Below are 20,816 nucleotides of genomic sequence, written 5' to 3'. Positions count from 1 at the left end.
TTCCTCATGCAACGGCACTCTCCTTTTGTGATGTTGGAAAATAATCCTTGAAATTCCGGTAAAAGAAGCTTTCGAGCTTGTCTTCGGCAATCGCGAGTGCCTTGATCCGGCGCATGCCGGCAATTGGCAGAGAAAGTGCGGCGTCAGCAAAAGTCTCGCGCGCAACGGTTTGAAGGAAGCGCGCCCAGCGTTCATGTGAGCCAGTCTCGACAATCGTGAAGAGATGGTCGAAGAAATGCTCGTCGATCCGCAAATCAGCCCGCTCGAGCCAGGGCCGCGCCCAAGCCTCCGCCGTTTGGTCGCCGAGCTTCACATCGCGCTCGCCTCCCTGAACAAGGGACATGAGTGGAAATTTCAGGACCGGATTCTGGAGCCTTCGAGCATTGTCGATCATCTCCCTGGCGAGTTCCGCCGCGCGATCCTTCTGCGCCGGATCGAAGAGGGTCTTCCACTGGTCGGCATCGGCGATCGGCACTTCGCGACGATGGTGGCCTTCTGTCGTGCCCTGACCGCGCGAGAGCACATCGAACCTCGCGGTCATCGGCACATTGTCCACACTCTCGTGCCACTCGAGCAGAAACGGCCGCTTCCATTCCCGCCCCTCGAACAGCACAGCACTCATCACCCGGTAGGCCGGCTTCTGATTGTATGCAGCTCCCTCCTTCGCCAGATTGACCGGAATCCACGGGTCACCGACATTGCCTTTGAGTTCCTTCGCCGCAATCCGTGCGACCTTGCTGCCAGCGGCCTTCGCGACGATGCGCCCTTCTCCCGCTCGCCCCAGCCTGACGCGGCGGCAGATCTCGATGAACCACGGATCGAGCTCGTTCAATCCAAGCTGGCGTTCGCCGTCCCAAGGGCGGCACCAGAGCAGTGCTGTGCCGTCATGCTCGGCGAAAGCATCGTATTCACGCAGCTGCGCCTCGCGATTATCCAGCAGCAGGCCCACATCCCGCCGCCAGTGCGCACCTGCACCGCCTTGCGGAACGAGGCCGACGAGCGGCCGCGTGGCAAAGCCTCCGTTCATGCGGGCGACACCATAGTTGCCCGAACCGAGGAAACCTCCTGTGGTCTGCAGCAACACCAGCGCAACGACCCACGCGGAAGCATCGGCATTTTCGGCCGTCGCCTGCTTCACGCCGTGGTTCTTCGACGTCACCAGCACATCGAGATCGTCGGGCGTTTGAATGGTCGATTTGTACGGATCGGCACTTCCTGCCGGTATGGGCGGCTGCATGAACGCCGGTTCGTGCAGATCATCGACGACCAGACGCCAGGGCTCGTCATCGGGCCATTCGGGCGTCAGCCCGCGCAGAATTTCGCGCCAATGGTCCGGATCATCGGAAATATCGCGCGATCCCGAACGATGCAGGGCGAGCGCCGCCAGCTGCACCATGAACGCATGCCACGGCATCTGCTGGTGCGGCCGCAGAAACGGCAATTCCCGCACATCGTCGCGAGCAAAATTTGCGAAAAGGCCGGGGAGGTCTGTCACCTGCGGGCCGCTTTCCCCGCAAAGCGATGGTAGCAAAGGGTCGCTCAGCAGATTCATCGATCCGGTTCCTTTGCGCGAGAGAGCCCATGCCTCCCGTATGCGAGTGTTTGGTCGCCCAGCTTCAGGGTCTCGTCGCCGATAACCTCCAGAACCGCCTCCTCCTCCGGCAGATCATCGGGTGCCATCCAGCGCGGCACCCTGAGATGGGTAAGCCGATTGCCGAAGGGGGAAGTAAAGGGACGGTCGAGCGGAAGCAGGAGATCGCGAAGCCCGAGACGCGTTGCCAGCTTCTCGGCGGAATCCGGCCATACCGTCTTCGAAAAGTTCAGGCTGTAATCGATGCTGTTTGCCTTGCCGAAGAGGCCTTGCTGGAGATTTCTCCCGAAATGATCCTGCCAGCTCGACATCCACGAAGGCCCGAGCTCTTCCGCCAGGTTCCTCAGGATCCCGGGATGGGTTCCCTGCTCGACCAGTCGGCGATTGTCGGCCGGTATGCGCCAAACAGGCATTTCGGCAGCCAGCCGTCTCGAGGCTTCGACCGAAACAATATTGCTGTAGGCGCCTTTTGCACCGATCCCGTGCCGGCCCCGATGCAGAAAATCCGACAGGTTTTCGACATCCGGCACCAGAACCACGCATCGAGGCGTCGCGAAACCGGACGGACGATCGCCGCGAACATGCCGGTGCAGGCGCCCGATACGCTGCAGCAGCACATCGACAGGAGCGAGATCGGTAATGAGCAGATCGGCGTCGACATCGAGCGATTGTTCGAGCGTCTGGGTCGATACGACCAACGCCGCGCCCGCCGGCGCGCTCTTGCCGAAGCGCGCTTCGACAGCAAGATCCAGCAAGCGCCTGTCTTCGGCCGCGAACCGGCCATGATGCAGCGTCGCCATGCCTTCGACCCGGAACAGCGCAGGATGATCGGCCACGAGGAGCCTCTCGATATGTTCCTGCGTCTCGACCGCGGTTGCCACGCTGTTGCGCAGGACGATGACACGAGCACCATCCGCGGCGGCCGCCGCCGCAAGCTCCGCCACCGCACCCGGATCGTCCATCAGCGGCCGCGGCTCGATCGCCACCGCCTTTTCCGCGATCGTTTCGCGAATATCAACCGGATCGCGGTAGTTCGGCGTGATGCGCGGATAGGCCGTGGTCATCGCCTCATGCGCCGCCGGCGGCGTACGCATGCCGTTCACGAGACGCTCCCGTGTGCCTGAACCGAGCGTCGCCGACATCAACAGCACATGCCCGCCGCATGCCCGGAACAGGTCGATCAGCCGCTCGCTCAGAACCGTCATGTAGCTGTCGCTGGCATGCACTTCGTCGATGACGAGCAGATGCCGAACGAGGCAAGCCGCACGAAGATGGGCATGTTTGACGGCCAGCGCTGCCATCAGCGCCTGATCGATGGTGCCGACCGCGAAACCCGCCGCCATGTAACGCTTGGGCTGCTCGGCCGCCCAGCGCGCACCCGACCGATCTCCCGTTTCGTCATCGCTCCACTGCACGCGAAAATCCGGCAGGCTTTTGCCCTTGGCCTCACCCATCCGGAAATATCCGGGCACGGCGAGCAACGCTTCGACCGTGCCCGCGCCCCAGGTCCGGTTCAGCCATTCCTGCATGCGCCCATGCAGTTGGACAGCAGCGGAACGGAGCGGGACCGCAAAGTAGCAACCATCGACCCGGCCGGCTGCCATGAGACGGCTGGCCCAACGCAGTGCTGCCTCGGTCTTGCCCGATCCCGTCTCGCTCTCGATCAGCACGACCGAGCCTGAACCGTCCGGCAGATCGAGCCCGTCGATCGCGGCCTGCGCGGGCCTCGGGGACGGGACTGCAAACTGGAGGCTGAAATCCACAAGCGGCGTCGGCACCGGCGGCGTGAGAAAACCGATGTCCCGCAATACCGTCTCGGCGCGAGCTTTCGCGAATGCCGGGCGCGGCGGATCGCCCGTCTCGGAGAACCGAAACCATGCGCTGTTGGAGCCGATCCAGTCGGCGAGCATGAGCAGGCCGGCAAAAAGGTGCTGAAAGGCCGGAGCGCCGGGCAATGCCGGAGCCTCGATCCCGAAAGCGCCCGTAAACTGCGCTCGCCCGGCCGCCGCCAATGCTTTCAGCTGCGCAAACGGAAGCCCATTGTCAGCAAGCCAGCTCTCGACCAGATAGCCATCCGAACCCGGACGAAACTGAAGTTCCGGAATCTTGCCATGATGCGCGAACACAGCCTCGAGATAATCGCCAATCGCACGTCCACCCCAACGCTGAAGTTCCGGCAGGTCGACCGCTTTTGCAAACCTGTCGAACAGCCGGTCATCCAGCAGTGGCCGAAGCGCACTGAGATGCCCCACCGGACGTACGGGATGATCCAGACACCTTGCCTGAAACCCGGCGGAACATTTACCCAGATCGTGCAGAAAGGCGAGAAACGCGAGACGCTGCTTTTGAACCGGCCCCAGGGGTGCTGAACCAGCAGCACGGGCGAGCCTTTTCTCAATGATCGGGACGTCGAGCAGGACAGCGAGAACACAGGCCACATCGAAACTGTGATCGACGAGCGGATGCCACTGCGGCTCGGCAGCATCACCGCCCGCAAGCTTGCCCCACAGATCTCCCGGTCCGGGACAACCTTTCACGGTACAGCTGACAACAGATCGCGGGATAGCCGTACGAACCGGCCAGCCTTCCCGAACGCCCGGAGTGCGCGAGTATCCTGCATCAACTCATCTGCGAATCATTTCTCCACCCGATCAACGTAAAGGCTATCCACTTTGGCATTTCCGTCAACCGGAGAATCGCCACAGTCCCGGTGACGGCACTCGCCGTTTCTGCGACTATGAACAGGAACGACAGTCAACAGCGAGCCCATCATTCCTGCATGAACCGGACGAGGGAACGAAGTCGTGACCGAACAGATGAATACTGCTCCAGCTGAACAGATTTCAGCCCGGGTGTTTCACGAAATCATGTCTTGCAATAATTCCACGATGTTTTTCTTTCAAGTCATGCACGCTTGACGATATACGTCAGCCTTCTTGTGATATCCAAGCTTTCGATGCACCTCAAGTTCAAAAGAAGCCCTGACAACAGGCAGACAAAACTTTTCCCAAACAATCCACTCTACATTATCCTGCCATCCAAGATGAATATTTAACCATTTTCTATTTATTTGATTTTCAATATCACTAAATATTTCTACTTGAAAAGTCCCACAATTTCCTCGAAAAAAATACGACCGAATATTCTCTGTTTCTTCAAACTCAGGACTTCCATTAAATGCACTTCCAAAAAGCTGACCCTCTAATCTTTTCATTACCGATAAATCTGCTATTATATCTAAATCATTTGGTTTTATTTTAATACCCCTCATAAATAGAGAAAACGAACCGAGGATTGCCCAATTCCCCATTTCCAATTGTATTTTATCAAAAAAACCCTCCACCTCCTCATATTGCCTCATAGTTATTCGAATTTCATACTTGCGAACTTTCTTTGCCAAGAAGCGTTGAGGGGTTCGCGATATCGATTCCAGATCGGATCAGGTACGACAGGAACCATGGAATCGGCTATACAGAATTTTGTAAATATATTTGCAAGAAAATCGCATCGATTATTCTCTAAACTATAAATATCACGATCTATTTCCCTCATCATTCGAGATGATTGACACCAAGCAAGCGTCTCGGACACTAGGTCAGTCGCAACAATAGCAGATAAAAATACGACAAAAATTTGAGCCAACCCGACATCATTGAATGGGATAAGGATAAGAAGAATACTAACAGGAACTAATATGATAGCAAAAGTCACACACCCATATAGATAGAAGCATTTTTGAAATATTGATGTGTTAAAATGGGCATCTTCAGCGATTATAAAAGCAAACCTTTTGCTAGAATATTGTAACGATTCTGCTGAATATTTCGATCTATTATTATTGCATTCTAGATTTCTATCTTTTTTTATTTTGTTTAATATCAAAGTATCTACATTTTTTATAAGATGCGAATAGTCAATATCCAACGGTTTGCCAAAGGCAAGATTAAGGCGCGATAAACGATTAAAATCTCGCGCCGTAGAGCAATATTGATATAAAATAGATCTACAGAAGATGATGAAAAATTGAATCAAAATGGCTAGAATAGCCAACGAATATACCACCTTTTTTTCAAGGAACAATGAAATAATAGCCAACAATACGACGATAAATTGAGCTAACCATTTATATCTCTGTATTATTTTAGCTTTTTGAAAATATGGCCCGACAAATAGGCGCGGATCAAAATTATTTTGAAGAATATTTTCTCCATTAGTAAATATCCCCCGGCAGAGCCGGGGGCTTTGGTTGAGAGCCGCTCAAAGCGGCGGTTTGCGGCGCTGCGCGGCCGCAATCCGTTCGCCGCCTGAAGGCGGCATGTTCAGGGTAACAGCGCGAGTTGATCGAGCCGGCGATCTTCCTTCTCCTGATTGCGAATGTAGTCGCGGATGACCGTTTCGTCTCGCCCGACCGTGCTGACAAAATATCCTCTTGCCCAGAAATGTTGGCCAACGAAATTGCGTCGGCGTTCGCCATAAACACGGGCTAAGTGAATGGCGCTCTTCCCTTTGATGAAGCCGACGACATTGGAGACAGCATATTTGGGGGGAATGGCGAGCATCATGTGGACGTGATCCGGTAGCAGATGACCTTCTATGACCTTGCTCTCCTTTTGTTTGGCTAGCTGTCGAAAAACCGCGCCGAGATGTGGGCGCAGGCCTGTATACAGCGTCTTGCGTCGGCATTTCGGGATAAAGACGACATGATATTTGCAGTCCCAAACGCTGTGACTTAGGCTCTGATACGTGTCCATCGCTGACGTTCCTTCCGTATGCGTGGTGGCAAACGAAAGAAACCCGGCGATGGACTGCCGGAAACGTCAAACTCGGGCTGCCGCCCCGGCATAGCCGGGGGATCTCCTATTTTAGTTTAGTCATAACCTAATCTCCCGAAATCAAGCCTCTCAACTGTAGAAATTAGAGTTATCCGTGGCGGAAATCAACCCAGCATACTCGCTCCTGATCGTTCGTATGGAGCACTCGAAGACGAGCCCCGCCTTCGACCGGCTGGCCCTGGCATCCGCAAGCGGGGAACCGCCCGACACGCTCGTCATCTCACCGGATGAGTACAATTTCTCCGGAACCGGAAGGCGGGTTCTCCGGCTTGCCGCGAATATCGCGGGCGGCTGGCATGGTGGAGCCCTGCCCCATCGAGGTTTCTGGGGACACGGTACCCCGCTGCCTCGCCTCGAAGAGGTCTTGCACTTCCTGTCAGACCACGCCTGAAAAGCATATCGTTCTCGCCGGATCCAGTGCAACGATATCTGGCTTCATGTCACCGCACGCACCGGCCACGTCTCAATCCGCTTCCTTCAGCGGATGCTGTCCGGACATACTATTCGTCCAAGCCTTTGGACACCCTGAGTCTCAATCCACTTCCTTCAGCGGATGCTGTCCGGACTCGCTGTCGGCGACTACTGGTTCGCAGAGTTGATGTCTCAATCCGCTTCCTTCAGCGGATGCTGTCCGGACAGTCCCTCTGCATCCCATTGATTCGAAACGCTTTCATGGCGTGTTTTCCAAAGGGAAGGTCATTTTTTCGATTCGCGCCCCTTCCTTCATGGTCCTTCCTGCAAAATCTTGCTCATTTCCCTAGCAAAATCAAGATGATTGAGGAATTCCAAGGGGAAAATGCCCTGTAAACCGTCGATTCACTCATTCGGATAGTCCGGCAGAAACAGGAAATCGTCGTGGCCCACCTGATCGCTGACCCGATTTCCAGCACGTCCGACATTCGGTGCATGAGGCCCCGCACCTTCGCGGTAGGTCTCGCAACTCGCACGTTTCTTGATCGCCTGATAGGCATCGAGAGTGCGTTTGGCACGATCCTTTTCGTCGCCGTATTCAGGGAAGCGAAGTGCCGATGCCACGGCCTTGCCAACCGCCGGATTGCAGGTGGCGAGCAATGCGCGGATGTGCGGCAACGCGTCGAATGCTTCGACGCTACCGGCGACATGCTCCTTGAACGCCGTCACGCAGGCATCGAGATCAGCGACAGGCTTACCGTCGATGTTGGCGATCAGCGTGTGCCCCGCGATCTCGACCCTGACCTGTCCGCAACCGAAAGCCTTCGCCCGCCCGATCATGTGCCGAAGCTCCGGTCGCCCGGCGCTCCAGCGGCCCGGATCGATGGCAAAAAGAATGGCGCCGAACTCGGCGGGAAGAACATTGTGCAGTCGGACGGTTGAAGTGAAGGTGAGCGGGCGACCATCTTCCCCCTCGTTGTGGAGAAAGAGCAGATCATTCCCTGTCCGGCTCTCGCCACTCGATGGAGGACGCGGCCATTCATTGACGGGAAGACGCTCCCCGCGCACGGGATAGCGCTTGCGTCCGGCAAGGCGCGCGCGAGGGTTCGACCAGTCGACCGGATGCTGAATATCGTGAGAAAACCGCTCCGGGCGCAAATAGTACGGAAAGAACGAGGGGCGGGGTTTCATGGTGACGACATTGGGAACGCCCTTCTCCCGCGGCTCGCAGCTTTTGTCGAGAACGGCCATTCCGATGCGAATCCGTGAGCGCCAGGCCCGCTCCCGACCCTTGCCATTGCTGGATGCCGCCTCCTTCTGCGGTACATGCCCGAACAGCGCCTGAACGAAATCCAGTTCGTTGTCGGCAAGCGCCTTCTGGCTCAGGTCGCGAACCTCGTGGACGGAAAAGACGTGGGGGACACGGACAAAGCGGGTTAATGACATGAAGAACTGAGCGGGCCCGCCGCGCCCTCTGGACGCACTGGCGGGATCTCCCCGGAAGAAGACCGGAACTGCCTGACCAACCTCGAAGTGCGGTTTCCAATATGACCAGTTTTCTTCTGCCGGTCCGCTATGGTCAGCCCCATCTTTCGGCTGTATGGCGATAAATGCCTCGACTGCGGCCGCACTCAGTTCCCAAGTCTCGATATTGCCATCAAGAAACGCAACCTCACGCACCTTGTTCGCCGTAATTGGCGTGCCTGCTTTTCGTTCGTCGATCGCCGTCTTGATCGCGCCCGCGACAACGAGCGTTCCTTTTACACCTTTCAGATGTGAAGAAAGCGTACCTAGATCAATAATGCCGGCCAGCCCGCCTTTGTCGAGCGCATCCATCCGGTCATGCAGGCTCATGCAATGCCAATCACCGCGATTCCCCAAACCGAGCTTCGCGACAATGTCATCGATGAGGATTTTCTCGTGTTCGACCTTGACCTTGGTCAGCCGATATTTTCCAACTCCGACTTTCTGAAGCCACCCGGCAAAGGGGAGTTTTGCGGTGATCCACTGACCATTCGGCCTTTGCACCTGAACCGGAATGTGGGCCAGATCATCGTCGTTGATCGCTGCCTTGGCCCATGTTGTCGCCTGGAAGTCCCGGATCCCGAAGAGATCGTCATCAATGAGATCGAGGTGGGCATTGGTCGCCGCTTCCAGAAAGCTTCGAAACAGCCCACGCTGCGACGCCGCAGGAATGATGTGTCGATCGTTGAATTTCACCGGCTCGTTGTTGTTGGCACCGCCTATCAGCATCGGCTGTTCGAGTTGCCACTTCAGCTCGATCGTCCCGCAGATGCCATCCTTGTGCGGGCGACCGAGATCCGGACCTTCCTTGTCCCACGGCGACGGAACAACCGTCGTGCCCAGAGGAACGAAGGAATAAGGCGCTCGTCGTGGTGGCTGTTGCCCGGCTGCGGCAAGAAACTCCTCTCGCGTTACCATTGTCAGCACGCCTCCACCGTAAACCAGCCAAATCCCTTCGAACCGCCGTGGCCGAGTTCAAGAATGTGGCCGTCGGTCAACTGATTCACCAGCTTGCGAAAAGCGGTAGCATCGCTGTCTTTTGAACGGGCGGGATCGAGCGAAAGATCGAGTTCGAATGTGACGTTCTCGAAGACCTCCTCGGTGAATAACCGCTGATCCATTGCACCGCCCGTGAACCTGTCGATGGATACCGATTTCAGGCAAACTGTCCCGCTTGTTCCGACGGGCTCGAGACGGTCAACCCTGATGAGACCACGCCACCCGCTGACGCCAAATAGCCTTTCTGTACTCGTAAGCTTGGAAAGTTCCGAAGAATTGACGACTGTTTTTCCCATGTCGTCGCAAGGCAGGACGTCATCTTCTTCGCTTTCCACCGATCTCATTTGCTCGAGTTCGGCGAACCAGGATGCCGCTGACCGTAGGGATCCCAAAAAAGACGAAGGCCACAGATGGGGACGCCCGTTGCGCCGAAGCGGTTTCGTGACCTCGCGATTGTCCTCGCCTTCAGGAACCTTGGCCCGGATCGAAATGAATGGGCCGTCGCAGATGAGCCTCAACTTGGCACGATGGGTGGTGTCATCACTTGAGCAGGGCTTCGACGCGATCTCAGCGATCCTGCGCTCGACATCCGGGCTGGGCTTTGGAACCAGCGAGAGAGTGCTGACATCAATGGCGTATGCGGTACACGACATCGCCTCAAACACCAGACGTCCCGCCCCATGCCGCCTGTCCGCACCGATGGCAAGCCCATCAGGCGACCATAGAGGGGCGAGCAGACTGGCGACCTGAACGATCAGCGCATCGCGCTCGGCTGCATCCTTGCCCTCCCAGAAGAGAGTGAGTCTCCCGCCAAATTCCGGATCGGCTTCGATCCACTCCTGATTGTAGAGCTTCTTGTCGTCAACGCTGCCCGTCTTGCGGTTGATGGCATTGCCGGTTCGAATATAGCCATGGTCGACGAGGCAACCCTCCTTGGCCAGCTCAAATGACTGGCCGTCGCTGTTCTCGTCGACCCGAAACATCCCGATCCATAATCGCGCAATATTGCTGTCGCCGGGCTCATTTCCACTCTTGCCGAGAAGATCTTCAACCTCCTCCAGTTCAAGTCGCGTGGCCTGACGCAGTGCGCCTTTCAAGCCGGTCGACGTCAGGACCGGACAATCCGCCGAGTCCCTGACGATCTCCGAAAATTCGGGTATCCCGTCATCTTTCGGATCGCCGAGTTGTTCTTTTTGTGAAAAATGACCGCTGCCGATATGCAGATCGCTCAGGAGTTTCAGTTTCAGCCCGATTTCCAGTCGCTCGCCGAACATCATGGCTCAACCCTCACGGGATTTTTGAACGCACGGTGATCTATGGCGTTGAGCATGACTTCACCGTAGCCGTTCTGGCATTCGAACGGAAAATCCTCCCAGGTTCGGTCGCTCAGCCACGATGCCGGCGGAAGGCCACGCAGCAGAAGATCCTCGACAGCGAACTCTGACTTGTCCGGTTCGACAAGGAATACACTGCCGGGATCCGTCAACAGCCAAGGTTCGACACGGTCGCACCGGGGCGGATAGCGGAGGGCGATGTAACCGCCTTCGAGGTGCTGGGTCGCAAAGTAGTCAACGAGCCGGTAGCCGAGACCGTTCCAGTAGGCTTCATAGTCGCACTTGAGCGGTTCCCCCTTCGACAGTCGCTCGACATCGTTCAGCACGGCCGGCGTTTGCAAGGTCAGCGCGAACGGACCGTTGGTGCGCAATCGTTCCCTCTTGTCCTTTTCGTCACAATACGGCTCCGCCGACGTTATCCAAAGACGCGCACCGGTCTTGCCCAGACCGACAATCCCCTGTTCCAGTAGGGCAACGATCTTCATTTGTGCGGCAGCATCGATCCCGTCGGGGAAGAGAAGCCGCCCCGTCCAGCGAACACCCTTGTTCTTGACCGCTGCAACGGAAAAGACCTGCCCCGCTTTGGCCTTGAAATCGTAGGCTGCCGAGCCCCGGTGCGAGTCGATGGCCGTTCGCGTGCGGACGTCACAATCAAGCTTATTCCATTTATTCTTGAATTTTTCCCCAATATACCAAGCGTCTTTATGCTTCCAATCGCGAGCAAATGCCCATCGAGCCGCCTCGTCGTTGATCGTCAGATCGTTACTGGCACTCCTGCCGAGATGGTCGGCAACATATGTGCCTGCATTCCCCATGGAGGCAACTGCCAAGGAAAGGGGAAGATACCGAAGTGGAAGCATGTCATCGCCAAGGACCGGGAAGGCATGACCGACAGTCATCGCGGCCAGCAACTTGCTCGTTTCCTCACCCAGCAAGTTCGCGCACTGCAGGTTTCGGGCGATACAGCCCTTGATTGCCCCGCCGGGGATAACCTTGTCACCGGAGAACAGGTTGTCGGATTTCATCGCACCGCCAACAGCAATCGGGCGGTCAGCTTCGTAGGTCACCTTGAGCACACGATCGACATGCCTGGAAGTTCCGAGCATGACGGGCACCATTTCGCCGACTTTCGATCCAACAACCTTCCCGAAGCCAACCGACTTCATGGCACCGATGGCGGGCACGAGTTGGAGTGCCGCATCAATCAATTGCCTGACACGATCCGGATCCGGACCTTTGTCACAGGGAAGCAGCCTCAGGATGCCGCGAAAAGTGACCGGCGTGCCTATGGGAAAAGGCATGCCGACAAAGGCGAGATATCCTTCCTGAACCGACCCGGTTTTCTCATCGACCCGAATCCGAGCATAGCTGGCTCTCGCTGCCGGCATTCGCCGCAAGCCGGTTTCATCGATAACCAAGTCTTCAAACAACAACACACCGCGCTCGGGATCATTCGATACGCGCCAGTCTTTGCGCGTTTTGCCTTCCCGTTTTTGCGATTCCGAACCCAACAAGGCGTCAATCTCCGCCTGCAGGCCAGAAACCTTGTCACCGAGACACTCCAGCGCACCCCGCACGACACCCTTCACCAGCGTTGCCGGCAGAATCTCCTTGTTCTCCGCATTGAGGGCGAGCGGCATGTCGATGCTCGCCCGGTCAACCACCATTCCCCGCGTAATGAAGGGGCTCTCCAGCGTCAGGCTGACGCTCATCTCGTGACGGAGAACAGTCATCATGCCGCGTCTTTCTCGACTGCCTCGTTCTTGGCAGCAGGAATGTCGATGACATAGTCGGCGAGACTGAGGACGTGATGCATTGCAATGAAAGGCCAGTCGGCGGCGCCATGAGCGAGGAGGTCGCTCTCGCCGCACAGGCTGGCAGCATGTCGCCATGCATCAGGGAAATCCGACAGCCTGTTCTTGACGTACTCGGCCCACTTTCCGGCGTCGGCATGCCCACTATCGAGCTTCAGGACATTGCTGACCCGATCCGCCTCACCATCCGCCGAAAAGTTCTCCGCATCGACATAGAACCGATGCAACTGGCTTCTGCCGACATCCCTCGAAATGGCACTGAATTCCTGTGTGATTTCCTCCCACCGCCCCCCATCCAGAGCGAACGCTCCGGGATTGTCATCCACCAGCTCACCAGCAAACATACGCCACCTGATCGTCGAAGGATCCATCTCGGCCTGATCGAGCCCCTCAAGCGCCATGACCTGGACCATCGAGCGCTCATTGTCGGCGCTTTTTGCGGCATCACTCAGGCTTGATGCCATCTCCCGCAGATCCCGGATCGGGGATTTGTGGTGCGCGAAGGCCATTCCGACGGCAAACGTCACCTTCTGTCCGGGATCGGACGATCCGGGCGCGAACGGAACGCGCATCCCGGCAAATATCTGCAAGAGCTTGCCGACAAGACTCCAGCCCAGCCATGCGGGACATACAAGACAGACTTCGTCGCCGCCGAACATGAGCGTCTCGAAGCGCAGTTCCCGACCCTTCGACCGGTGCCGCCAAGCCCAGTTCTCTTCGCGCTCCAGCAACCAGTTCAACAAATCGGCGAGCAGGAGGCCGCCATTGGCAGTCAGTACGCGGCTTGCCCGTCCGTAATGTTCGATTGTCTCGTTGAGCCTGCCGACGGCCGCTGTCTCCCGGCGAATGCCGAATTGATTGCCGTCGAAATAGATGACAGCGAGCTTGTTGCTGACATTGGGCGGCAGATGCTCCGGCGGAACGTCGACCATCTCCTGGAAACTGCCGGCCAGCGCAACACCCTGACGCTCAAGCGCCTCCCGCGCCTTGGCCAGACGCGCGAACCTACCGTCAGCACTGTCCACGCCGAGCATCTTGAGCGCATCGACCGCGCGATCGATCTCCCGAATATAAAGCTCCGTCTTGATCTCGCGTCCATCGCAACGCCGCTCTGAAGCGCTCGACGAAATCGGCCGGCCATCCTGCTCGAGCAATGCCGGTTGCCGCTTCATCGTGTAGGCGCAGAATGCCGTTTCCGCCCCGACATCAGCCCCGCCGGCAACAAAACGGCTGATGCTCCAATGCTGCAACTGGGTTCGCCGCAGGCGGCTGTCGAGCATCCGGAGAATGTCACGAAGGCCGGTTTGCGAGCGCGGGCCTGCGGCGACTTCGGACTGATCCACACTGGACCATGCGAAGGTGAACCAGCGCGATGACGGAATTTCGCTCAGACACCGGTTGATCTCGTCACCAACGGTTTTGACACTGTTAGTCCACGGAGCGGCCTTCTCGTCCTTCGGCCAGTAGAAACGCAAATATTCTTCTGTCCGCTCGAGTGACCAGCTTCTGCGGGCATCCTCGTCGATCCGCTCATGCAGCTCTCGCGCCGCTTCGTCGAAAGACACTTCCGTCGATCGTCCGGCAGCCGTCTCGCACAGTTCGAGCCAGCGCGCCTTCTTCATGCCATGCGGTTGCCCGCGCGGCCTCTCTCCTGTTGCCTCGCCAGCATCGTAGGAGAGCCGCAGAACAAACTCCGATGCCGCGGAATAAAGCAGGGTCGCTTCGGGAAGTCTGGCGAGATCTTGCGCAACACGATCGACGATGACAAGAAGCTGCGCCGAAGAACCACGAATGACACTCAGATCATTACTGTCGAATACGGTCGCGCTGAAATTGACTGCCGCAAATTTGACCCAAAGCCATGCCACCGTCTGCCTCCCCAAGGCCAGAACCATAAAACGACATGAGGGCAATTCATTTTAACCTGAACGCTAATCGCTCCTACGCACGGGGTCAATCCGCTTCCTTCAGCGGATGCTGTCCGGACGGCGTACTTGGTGTTCTGCAGGGCATCTACCCGTCTCAATCCGCTTCCTTCAGCGGATGCTGTCCGGACATAATTGCGGAGGTAAAAGCGGCGGAAGGAAAGTCTCAATCCGCTTCCTTCAGCGGATGCTGTCCGGACGTCTCGCTGCGCTTCAAACACGAGACCGACGAGGTCTCAATCCGCTTCCTTCAGCGGATGCTGTCCGGACAGCCTCTCCACAAACCCTTGGCCTGCTTCGATTTTCCATTGCCCTTTCCAAAGGGCGGGCGATTTTGGCGGTTCGTCTACGATCTCCTTCCCCTGATTCGTGTTTGATGGCAGACGGTAAATGATGTTACATCAATTGCTTACCGGATTTCCAAGCGGAAAAGCCAAATTAATGACCGAAATTCCACCGTGGGAAACCTCGCCGACTATGACCCTTCGACGGGAAGGGATCAACCTTTTCGAGCAGGCGACGCGGCTCGATACACTGGAACAGGCATGGCGTCGCGTGCACGCCAATCACGGCTGTGCGGGCACCGATGGCGTCACGGTCGAGCGTTTTGCCGAGCGCGCGTCACAGCGTTTGCTCGGTCTCTGCAACCGCCTTCGCGACGGAAGCTATCACCCCGAACCATTGCGCGTCTTCGATGTGCCGAAGGGCAATGGCGAGTTCCGGCGACTGGCCATCCCGTCCGTGCCTGACAGGATCGCGCAGGGTGCTGCAGCACAGACCCTCATGCCGCTACTGGATCGGGAGTTCGAGCCGAACAGCTTCGCCTACCGGCCCGGCCGTTCGGTCAACCAGGCTGTGGCCGCTATCCGCAAGTATCGGGACGAGGGTTTCGTCCATGTCGTCGAGGGAGACATCGAGCGATATTTCGACCAGGTGCCGCACGATCGCCTGCTCGACCGGCTGGAAACGACGATCCGCGGCTTTCACGGGATGAATGCACTGCTCGACCTCGTCGCACTCTGGCTCGAATCGGCCGGCGTCGATCTCGATACGCCCGGTCTCGGCATCCCGCAGGGTTCGCCACTCTCCCCGCTGCTCTCCAACCTGTATCTCGACTGTATCGACGCCCATTTCGCCGACAATATGACCGGTCTGCGGATGATCCGCTTCGCCGATGATTTCGTCATTCTCTGCCGGCGGGAGAAACGCACCCGGGAAGCACTTGCGCAGATGGAGAAGCTGCTTGCCGAACAGGGATTGCGTCTCAATCCCGACAAGACGCGCATTGCGGATTTCGATCGCGGGTTTCGCTTCCTCGGCAATCTGTTCGTCCGCTCCATCGTCATGCCTTCGAAGGAAGATGCGGGATCGGGCGACCGTAACGAGAGCCTGCAACTGCTACGCTGGATTGCGGGCGAAGATGCGGCAGCGGACGAAAGGGAGGCACTCGAGGAGAAGCGCCGCGAAGCCGGTCTCGATGCCGGCCTGCGGATCCTCTATCTGCACGAAACCGGACGGGTTCTCGCCACCCGGCAATCCCTGTTCACCGTCGAGACACCGCAAGGCGAGCTTGCCGGACGGCGGGAGATACTTGCCATCCCTTGCGATCGGATCGACCGCATCGAAATCGGTCCGGCCGCGAGCGTCGAAGAGGATGCATTGCGGCTCGCGCTGCTTTCCGGAACACTCTTGCACCATGTCAATGGGGTGGGCGAGACCATCGGCGTCACGGCCTCCCCTTCGAGCGACCACGGCGGTCTGCATCTCGCCCAGGCAAGGATCGCCCTCGATGCTGAATTGCGCCTCGACCTTGCCCGACGGATCGTCGATGCCCGTATCCGCAACCAGCGCGCCACACTCAACAAGCTCAACCGCAAGGTGCGCTCGAAAACGGTGATCGGCGCTTGCAAGGATCTCGGCACCCTGATCCGCAAGCTGCCGATTGCAACCGACGTGCCAGCGCTTCTCGGCTACGAGGGAGCGGCCGGTGCCACTTACTGGCCGTCGCTCGCCTTGCTGGTCAAACCCGCATTTGCCGTCAATGAGCGGCGTTTCAAGCGGATCCGCCAGCCTCCGCCCGACCCGTTCAATCTCGTTCTGAACTATCTGTCATGGCTGCTCGCACGCGATGTCGGGACCATCGTTCGCCGCCATGGCCTGCATCCGGGCTTCGGCGCCCTGCATTCGGCAGCGGACGGGCAGGATGCCTGCGTCTACGATCTCATGGAGATCTATCGGGCGTCACTGGTCGAGGGGCTTGCCGTCTATCTGTTCAACAACCACAAGCTCGACGAGGTACATTTCGAGATCCGCGAGAGCGACGGCGCCCTGCGTCTCGCCAAGGACGGACATCGGTCGATCATCGGCGGATATGAGGAGCGGATGAAGCAGGCCATGAAAAGCCGCCGCAGCGGGCGGAACCTGCGCTGGCGCCGCCTCATCGAGGAAGACGTGGTCGCGTATGCCCGCCATTGTCGCTCGAACGGGATCGGCGATGCGGCCTTCAGTCCCTGGAGGGTGGATTACTGATACCGGAGCTATGAGATGGCCACCGCGGAAATGCTCACCGTCTTCACATATGACATCGCCAACGACAGGCGGCGACGCCGGATCGCGAAGATCCTCGAGGAAAAACTGGCGCGCGTTCAGGAAAGTGTTTTCGAAGGGCGGCTGACGGCAAGGCAGGCAGATGCGATTCGCAAGCGCATCGAAGCATTGATGAAGCCGGATGACAGTCTCCGCGTCTACGCAATCGCGAAGGATGCGCTCCCGCGCTGCCACCAAACGGGCGGCGTCCCGGTTCTCGACGACAGCGACTACTGGCTGCTTTGAACCACCCGCCTTCATTCAAGGCCGGTATAGTGATACCGGCAGGCGATGATATCCAGTCCTGTGCCTGTGTGGCGGTATACCAGCCGGTGTTCCTCCGTGATCCTGCGGCTCCAGCATCCGGACAGCTGACCACGAAGCGGTTCCGGCTTGCCGATGCCATCGCCGGGCGACCGGGCGGCTTCATCGATGAGGCGGTTGACGCGGGCGAGCATCTTTGCCCCCTGCCGGGTGCCAGCCTCATTCGCCCATTCGAGATAGTCGGACCATGCCCGTGAGGAAAAGGTGAGCGTCATGCATCCATGTCGGATGGCCGGAGCAGGTCACGCGCTTCACCCTTGCCCGCATCCAGCTCCCGCAGGGAATCCAGAAGATGCGCGGCGTTCTTGGGCGAACCAAGCAGATAGAGGGTTTCGCGCCAGGAATTGAAATCCGCCTCGGACATGACGACGAAATTCGACGCACCCGTGCGGGTGACCAGCGTCACGTCGACGTCGTCGACAAGCCGGTCGGCTTCGGCGGACATGTTCTTGCGAAAGTCGGTCGCGGAAATGGTGCGCATGACGAGCCTGCTTTTCTTGAAGCTCATTGTGTACGTTATCGCGTACATTTCTTCAAGCGCAATGTTCACGCTATCCGGCCTGTCGACTGAGCCCACTGACGCTCATCCAGACAACCGGGTTGAGTCTCAATCCGCTCCCTTCAGCGGCTGCTGTCCGGACATTGCTCGATAAAGCCAAGGCTGAAGGTGACAGTCTCAATCCGCTTCCTTCAGCGGATGCTGTCCGGACAAATATACGGACCGTTCGCGCTCCTTCGCGCGGTCTCAATCCGCTTCCTTCAGCGGATGCTGTCCGGACCGATTCAGCTGGCGTCTCGGGCAGATAGAAGTCTCAATCCGCTTCCTTCAGCGGATGCTGTCCGGACTGGTTGCAGGGCCGTCATCCGTGGCGCGAAGTCTCAATCCGCTTCCTTCAGCGGATGCTGTCCGGACCATTGGAAGAATTCAAGTATCGCAATTATCGTCTCAATCCGCTTCCTTCAGCGGATGCTGTCCGGACAGCTCCTCCACAAACCCTTGCACAGCAAAGATTTTTCATCCACCTTTCCAAAGGCAGCATCGATTCCGGTTTTCAGTCTGCACCTCCTTCCCTTCAATTTTGCCTGATCTTCCGATCATCTGCCTGAAACAGATAGCAAATCTGTGTTTCCAAAGGGAAAGGACTGAATCGGGCCTTCCTTTCCACCCGCAAACTATGCACCCCGATGTTCTTTCGGGCAAGGATTCAGGATACCGGCAAGCATTTCGAGCGGATGTTTTTTCCGGCACACTGAATATGTCACGCTGGCACGGGAGGAAGATGTGGTCATGTCGACGATCGAGGCAAGACTGGCGGCACCGGCGAGGCGGTTGACACCCGAAGAACTTGCATCGACGTGGTTTGTCGCGTGCGCCGGGCTTCGCGTCGCCGGCTCCGGCGGTCTTGCGACGGACTGGCGCTTTCTTGGCAAGCTGCGCGGCGCGCTCGGCGAGGTCCTCCGCCGGTCCGCATCCGACGATGCCATCGCCGGCCGACCATGCCCCTGGTCGCATCCCTGCGGCCTCGACGTGCTTTTCCGCTGTCAGGGACACATGACCGGTGCGCTCGAGATACCGAAGCCGCTGCTGATTTCGGCCGACGCCGTCGGAGGGGATCTGATCGTGCGCATTCAGCTTGTGGGCTTTGCCAGCGACTGGCTGGAAGAAGCGCTTGCTGCGATGGTGCTGGCGGTTCGCGAGAGACTGCGGCCCTTGCGCGGAAGAGAGATCGTTGATCGTTCGGTTCATGTCTTCGAAGCGATTGAAACCCCGCGACCAGCCGACGAAGTCATTCTGCGTTTCATCACACCACTTGAAATCGCCTTCAGGAACGGCGCGCCGGCTCATCCGCGCGATGCGATCCGCAGCCTGATCCTCAGCATGGGCAATCGCGTGAGCGGAATGGCGCGCTGGCAGGATGCGGAGATCGAAGCGGACTGGAAAGGGATCGCCGAAGATGCAATCGGCCTGGATGTCTCGGTTCTCGGCGAAACAAGTGACGATTGGCGGCGATATTCGAGGCGGCAGCAGCGCTGGATCCCGATGAGCGGCGACCGGCCAGTTCTACTCCTGCGCGGCAATCTCGACCGGATCGCACCGCTGCTTGCACTCGCCCAGACCATTCATGCCGGACGCCATGCATCACTCGGCATGGGCAGATTTGAACTGTTGTCGTCCGATGAATCTACAATCGCACCGGATCGGCTTGCGATACCTCACTCCGGTCTGAATGCGACGCCTGTTGGCTGATGTGTTCGACCTCAACCGCCCATGCCTCGAGGGCCTGCCGTTTCTCATCCTCATAGGCATGCCTTTGATAAACCCGCGCCAGAGGTCCGGCTGTCGATGTCGCATGGTTGAGCACGCGCTCGACGATGTGCGGATCGAAACCGAGCCGGGCCATGCCGGTCGCCGCCGTTCGGCGCAAATCATGTATTCGCCAATCCTCGACACCGCAAAGCTCATCGATCCGCCGCTTGGCGACACTCCAGCCATTGATCGCGCGCGCAGGCGTCCGTCCCCAAAAGATGAACTGATCGCTTGCGGGAAGCCGGTCGAGAATGGCGAGCGCAGAGCTGGACAGGGGAACGAGGTGTGGCCTGCCGCTCTTGTTGCGCTCGCCCGGTATCGTCCAGATGCCGTTTGAACGATCCACCTCATCCCAACGCATGCAACTGACTTCTTCGCGCCGCTGCCCGGTCAACAGTAGTATCTGCACGGCTGGCCCGATGGGAAACCTCATTGTCAGGCAGGCGCGCCAGACATTTGCGATCTCCACCTCCGAAAGCACGCGATCACGAGGACGTTCCTTTGCCGGAGGCCGGATCCCCGCAGCCGGCGAATGTTCGATGACCCCGCGCTCGACACACCACGTCATGAAACGCCGTGTATGGGCCAACGTGCGATTGGATCCCTGAGCCATGCCGTTTCGACGCAACGAATCCAGCATGCGTACGATATCGGGGCGTGTGACCGCCGAAATCGGCTTTGTTCCCAGCCGCGACACCAGGTGGTTTTTCAACCGTCCGGCTGTGTCCTTCCAAGACCGTTGATTGGGCTTCGCGTGAAGCTCAATATAGGCTTCGACAAGTTCGCCAACAGTTGAACGACCGGAAAAGCCTGCCTCTCCCCGGGGTGATCGAAGACTATCCGCGGGATCAACTCCCCGCATCGACAGAGCCTTCAATTTTCTCGCAGACCCGCGAGCATCGGCGATATTCATGGATGGAAATTGCCCCAGTACCAGCATTTCCTGCCGCTCACCATGTCGTAACTTGAGAACGAATGTCCGTCTTTTTGCTCCGACCCGTACACCGAGCCCAGCTTCTGCGAGATCCCAGAGAACAACGCGCTTGCCGTCCGGCGCTCGGAACCTCTCGATCATCAAATCGGTCAATCTCTTCGAATTGGTCACGCTGGTATCCAAAAACATTTTGGCTACCAAATTGGCTACCAAAATTTCCACGATACAGCCAGT

General features: G+C 58.0%; 15 protein-coding genes and 3 CRISPR repeat arrays. Of the genes, 4 read left to right on the top strand and 11 right to left on the bottom strand.

From position 1 onward, the window contains the following. Positions 1-4 precede the first annotated feature (4 nt). The 4 genes from casA to tnpA all read right to left on the bottom strand — a co-directional run bounded on the left by casA (position 5) and on the right by tnpA (position 6,342). Positions 5-1,552: a type I-E CRISPR-associated protein Cse1/CasA gene (casA, locus tag H6851_13275; GenBank protein ID MCB9944574.1), complete on the bottom strand. Its 1,548-nt coding sequence runs from the start codon at positions 1,550-1,552 to the stop codon at positions 5-7. Beyond that, positions 1,549-4,128 (bottom strand): CRISPR-associated helicase Cas3', encoded by a 2,580-nt coding sequence (gene cas3, locus H6851_13270; GenBank protein ID MCB9944573.1) that lies wholly within the window; start codon positions 4,126-4,128, stop codon positions 1,549-1,551. Before cas3 ends, casA begins: the two co-directional genes overlap by 4 nt. Before the next feature lie 362 nt (positions 4,129-4,490). Further along, positions 4,491-4,952: a hypothetical protein gene (locus tag H6851_13265; protein ID MCB9944572.1), complete on the bottom strand. Its 462-nt coding sequence runs from the start codon at positions 4,950-4,952 to the stop codon at positions 4,491-4,493. Positions 4,953-5,910: 958 nt separating this feature from the next. Then, positions 5,911-6,342, bottom strand: coding sequence for an IS200/IS605 family transposase (gene tnpA / locus H6851_13260; protein MCB9944571.1), 432 nt, complete (start codon positions 6,340-6,342; stop codon positions 5,911-5,913). Positions 6,343-6,559: 217 nt separating this feature from the next. Between tnpA and H6851_13255 the strand changes: the two genes are divergently transcribed. Further along, positions 6,560-6,814, top strand: coding sequence for a hypothetical protein (locus H6851_13255; protein ID MCB9944570.1), 255 nt, complete (start codon positions 6,560-6,562; stop codon positions 6,812-6,814). A gap of 69 nt (positions 6,815-6,883) precedes the next feature. Further along, positions 6,884-7,061: direct repeats of the CRISPR family, unit length 26 nt; unit sequence CTTCCTTCAGCGGATGCTGTCCGGAC. Between the two features lie 178 nt (positions 7,062-7,239). Here the strand turns inward: H6851_13255 and H6851_13250 are convergent. From H6851_13250 to H6851_13235, 4 genes are read right to left on the bottom strand one after another with little or no spacing between them, the layout of a single operon-like run. Continuing rightward, positions 7,240-9,276, bottom strand: a complete 2,037-nt coding sequence (locus H6851_13250) for a hypothetical protein (GenBank protein ID MCB9944569.1) — start codon at positions 9,274-9,276, stop codon at positions 7,240-7,242. 2 nt (positions 9,277-9,278) lie between these two features. Next, positions 9,279-10,634 (bottom strand): hypothetical protein, encoded by a 1,356-nt coding sequence (locus H6851_13245; GenBank protein ID MCB9944568.1) that lies wholly within the window; start codon positions 10,632-10,634, stop codon positions 9,279-9,281. Then, positions 10,631-12,427, bottom strand: a complete 1,797-nt coding sequence (locus H6851_13240) for a hypothetical protein (GenBank protein ID MCB9944567.1) — start codon at positions 12,425-12,427, stop codon at positions 10,631-10,633. Before H6851_13240 ends, H6851_13245 begins: the two co-directional genes overlap by 4 nt. After that, complete coding sequence (locus H6851_13235; protein MCB9944566.1) at positions 12,424-14,373, bottom strand: hypothetical protein; 1,950 nt, start codon at positions 14,371-14,373, stop codon at positions 12,424-12,426. Before H6851_13235 ends, H6851_13240 begins: the two co-directional genes overlap by 4 nt. Positions 14,374-14,455: 82 nt before the next feature. Beyond that, a CRISPR array of direct repeats spans positions 14,456-14,700; the repeat unit is 37 nt; unit sequence GTCTCAATCCGCTTCCTTCAGCGGATGCTGTCCGGAC. Positions 14,701-14,907: 207 nt separating this feature from the next. Here H6851_13235 and cas1 point away from each other — a divergent pair. Together cas1 and cas2 are read left to right on the top strand one after the other, a co-directional pair. Continuing rightward, positions 14,908-16,959: a CRISPR-associated endonuclease Cas1 gene (gene cas1 / locus H6851_13230; protein ID MCB9944565.1), complete on the top strand. Its 2,052-nt coding sequence runs from the start codon at positions 14,908-14,910 to the stop codon at positions 16,957-16,959. A 15-nt stretch (positions 16,960-16,974) separates the two neighbouring features. Next, complete coding sequence (gene cas2 / locus H6851_13225) at positions 16,975-17,262, top strand: CRISPR-associated endonuclease Cas2 (GenBank protein MCB9944564.1); 288 nt, start codon at positions 16,975-16,977, stop codon at positions 17,260-17,262. Between the two features lie 11 nt (positions 17,263-17,273). Here the strand turns inward: cas2 and H6851_13220 are convergent, their stop codons facing one another. Beyond that, the gene (locus H6851_13220; protein MCB9944563.1) at positions 17,274-17,555 is read right to left on the bottom strand and encodes a Txe/YoeB family addiction module toxin; all 282 of its coding nucleotides are present in this window, start codon (positions 17,553-17,555) and stop codon (positions 17,274-17,276) included. Then, on the bottom strand, positions 17,552-17,821 hold the full coding sequence (locus tag H6851_13215) for a type II toxin-antitoxin system Phd/YefM family antitoxin (protein ID MCB9944562.1): 270 nt from the start codon (positions 17,819-17,821) through the stop codon (positions 17,552-17,554). The genes H6851_13220 and H6851_13215 overlap by 4 nt, the downstream gene beginning before the upstream one ends. Positions 17,822-17,944: 123 nt before the next feature. Further along, a CRISPR array of direct repeats spans positions 17,945-18,320; the repeat unit is 37 nt; unit sequence GTCTCAATCCGCTTCCTTCAGCGGATGCTGTCCGGAC. A 308-nt stretch (positions 18,321-18,628) separates the two neighbouring features. On the opposite strand from H6851_13215, the gene H6851_13210 reads away from it, so the two are divergent. Further along, on the top strand, positions 18,629-19,588 hold the full coding sequence (locus H6851_13210; GenBank protein MCB9944561.1) for a hypothetical protein: 960 nt from the start codon (positions 18,629-18,631) through the stop codon (positions 19,586-19,588). On the opposite strand, the gene H6851_13205 is transcribed toward H6851_13210, so the two are convergent. After that, positions 19,524-20,804, bottom strand: coding sequence for a site-specific integrase (locus H6851_13205; protein ID MCB9944560.1), 1,281 nt, complete (start codon positions 20,802-20,804; stop codon positions 19,524-19,526). The genes H6851_13210 and H6851_13205 overlap by 65 nt on opposite strands. Positions 20,805-20,816: the final 12 nt, after the last annotated feature.

Source organism: Geminicoccaceae bacterium (assembly GCA_020638465.1).
Lineage (GTDB): Bacteria > Pseudomonadota > Alphaproteobacteria > Geminicoccales > Geminicoccaceae > JAGREO01.
This window is presented reverse-complemented; position numbering and strand designations above follow the sequence as displayed.

What these genes read in the sequence shown, in the direction of transcription:
- H6851_13255 (MCB9944570.1), top strand. Translation starts at nt 6,560, where the DNA reads ATGGAGCACTCGAAGACGAGCCCCGCCTTCGACCGGCTGGCCCTGGCA.
- casA (MCB9944574.1), bottom strand. Translation starts at nt 1,552, where the DNA reads ATGAATCTGCTGAGCGACCCTTTGCTACCATCGCTTTGCGGGGAAAGC.
- H6851_13210 (MCB9944561.1), top strand. Translation starts at nt 18,629, where the DNA reads ATGTCGACGATCGAGGCAAGACTGGCGGCACCGGCGAGGCGGTTGACA.
- cas2 (MCB9944564.1), top strand. Translation starts at nt 16,975, where the DNA reads ATGGCCACCGCGGAAATGCTCACCGTCTTCACATATGACATCGCCAAC.
- H6851_13220 (MCB9944563.1), bottom strand. Translation starts at nt 17,555, where the DNA reads ATGACGCTCACCTTTTCCTCACGGGCATGGTCCGACTATCTCGAATGG.
- H6851_13245 (MCB9944568.1), bottom strand. Translation starts at nt 10,634, where the DNA reads ATGATGTTCGGCGAGCGACTGGAAATCGGGCTGAAACTGAAACTCCTG.
- cas1 (MCB9944565.1), top strand. Translation starts at nt 14,908, where the DNA reads ATGACCCTTCGACGGGAAGGGATCAACCTTTTCGAGCAGGCGACGCGG.
- H6851_13215 (MCB9944562.1), bottom strand. Translation starts at nt 17,821, where the DNA reads ATGCGCACCATTTCCGCGACCGACTTTCGCAAGAACATGTCCGCCGAA.
- tnpA (MCB9944571.1), bottom strand. Translation starts at nt 6,342, where the DNA reads ATGGACACGTATCAGAGCCTAAGTCACAGCGTTTGGGACTGCAAATAT.
- H6851_13240 (MCB9944567.1), bottom strand. Translation starts at nt 12,427, where the DNA reads ATGATGACTGTTCTCCGTCACGAGATGAGCGTCAGCCTGACGCTGGAG.
- H6851_13265 (MCB9944572.1), bottom strand. Translation starts at nt 4,952, where the DNA reads ATGAGGCAATATGAGGAGGTGGAGGGTTTTTTTGATAAAATACAATTG.
- H6851_13250 (MCB9944569.1), bottom strand. Translation starts at nt 9,276, where the DNA reads ATGGTAACGCGAGAGGAGTTTCTTGCCGCAGCCGGGCAACAGCCACCA.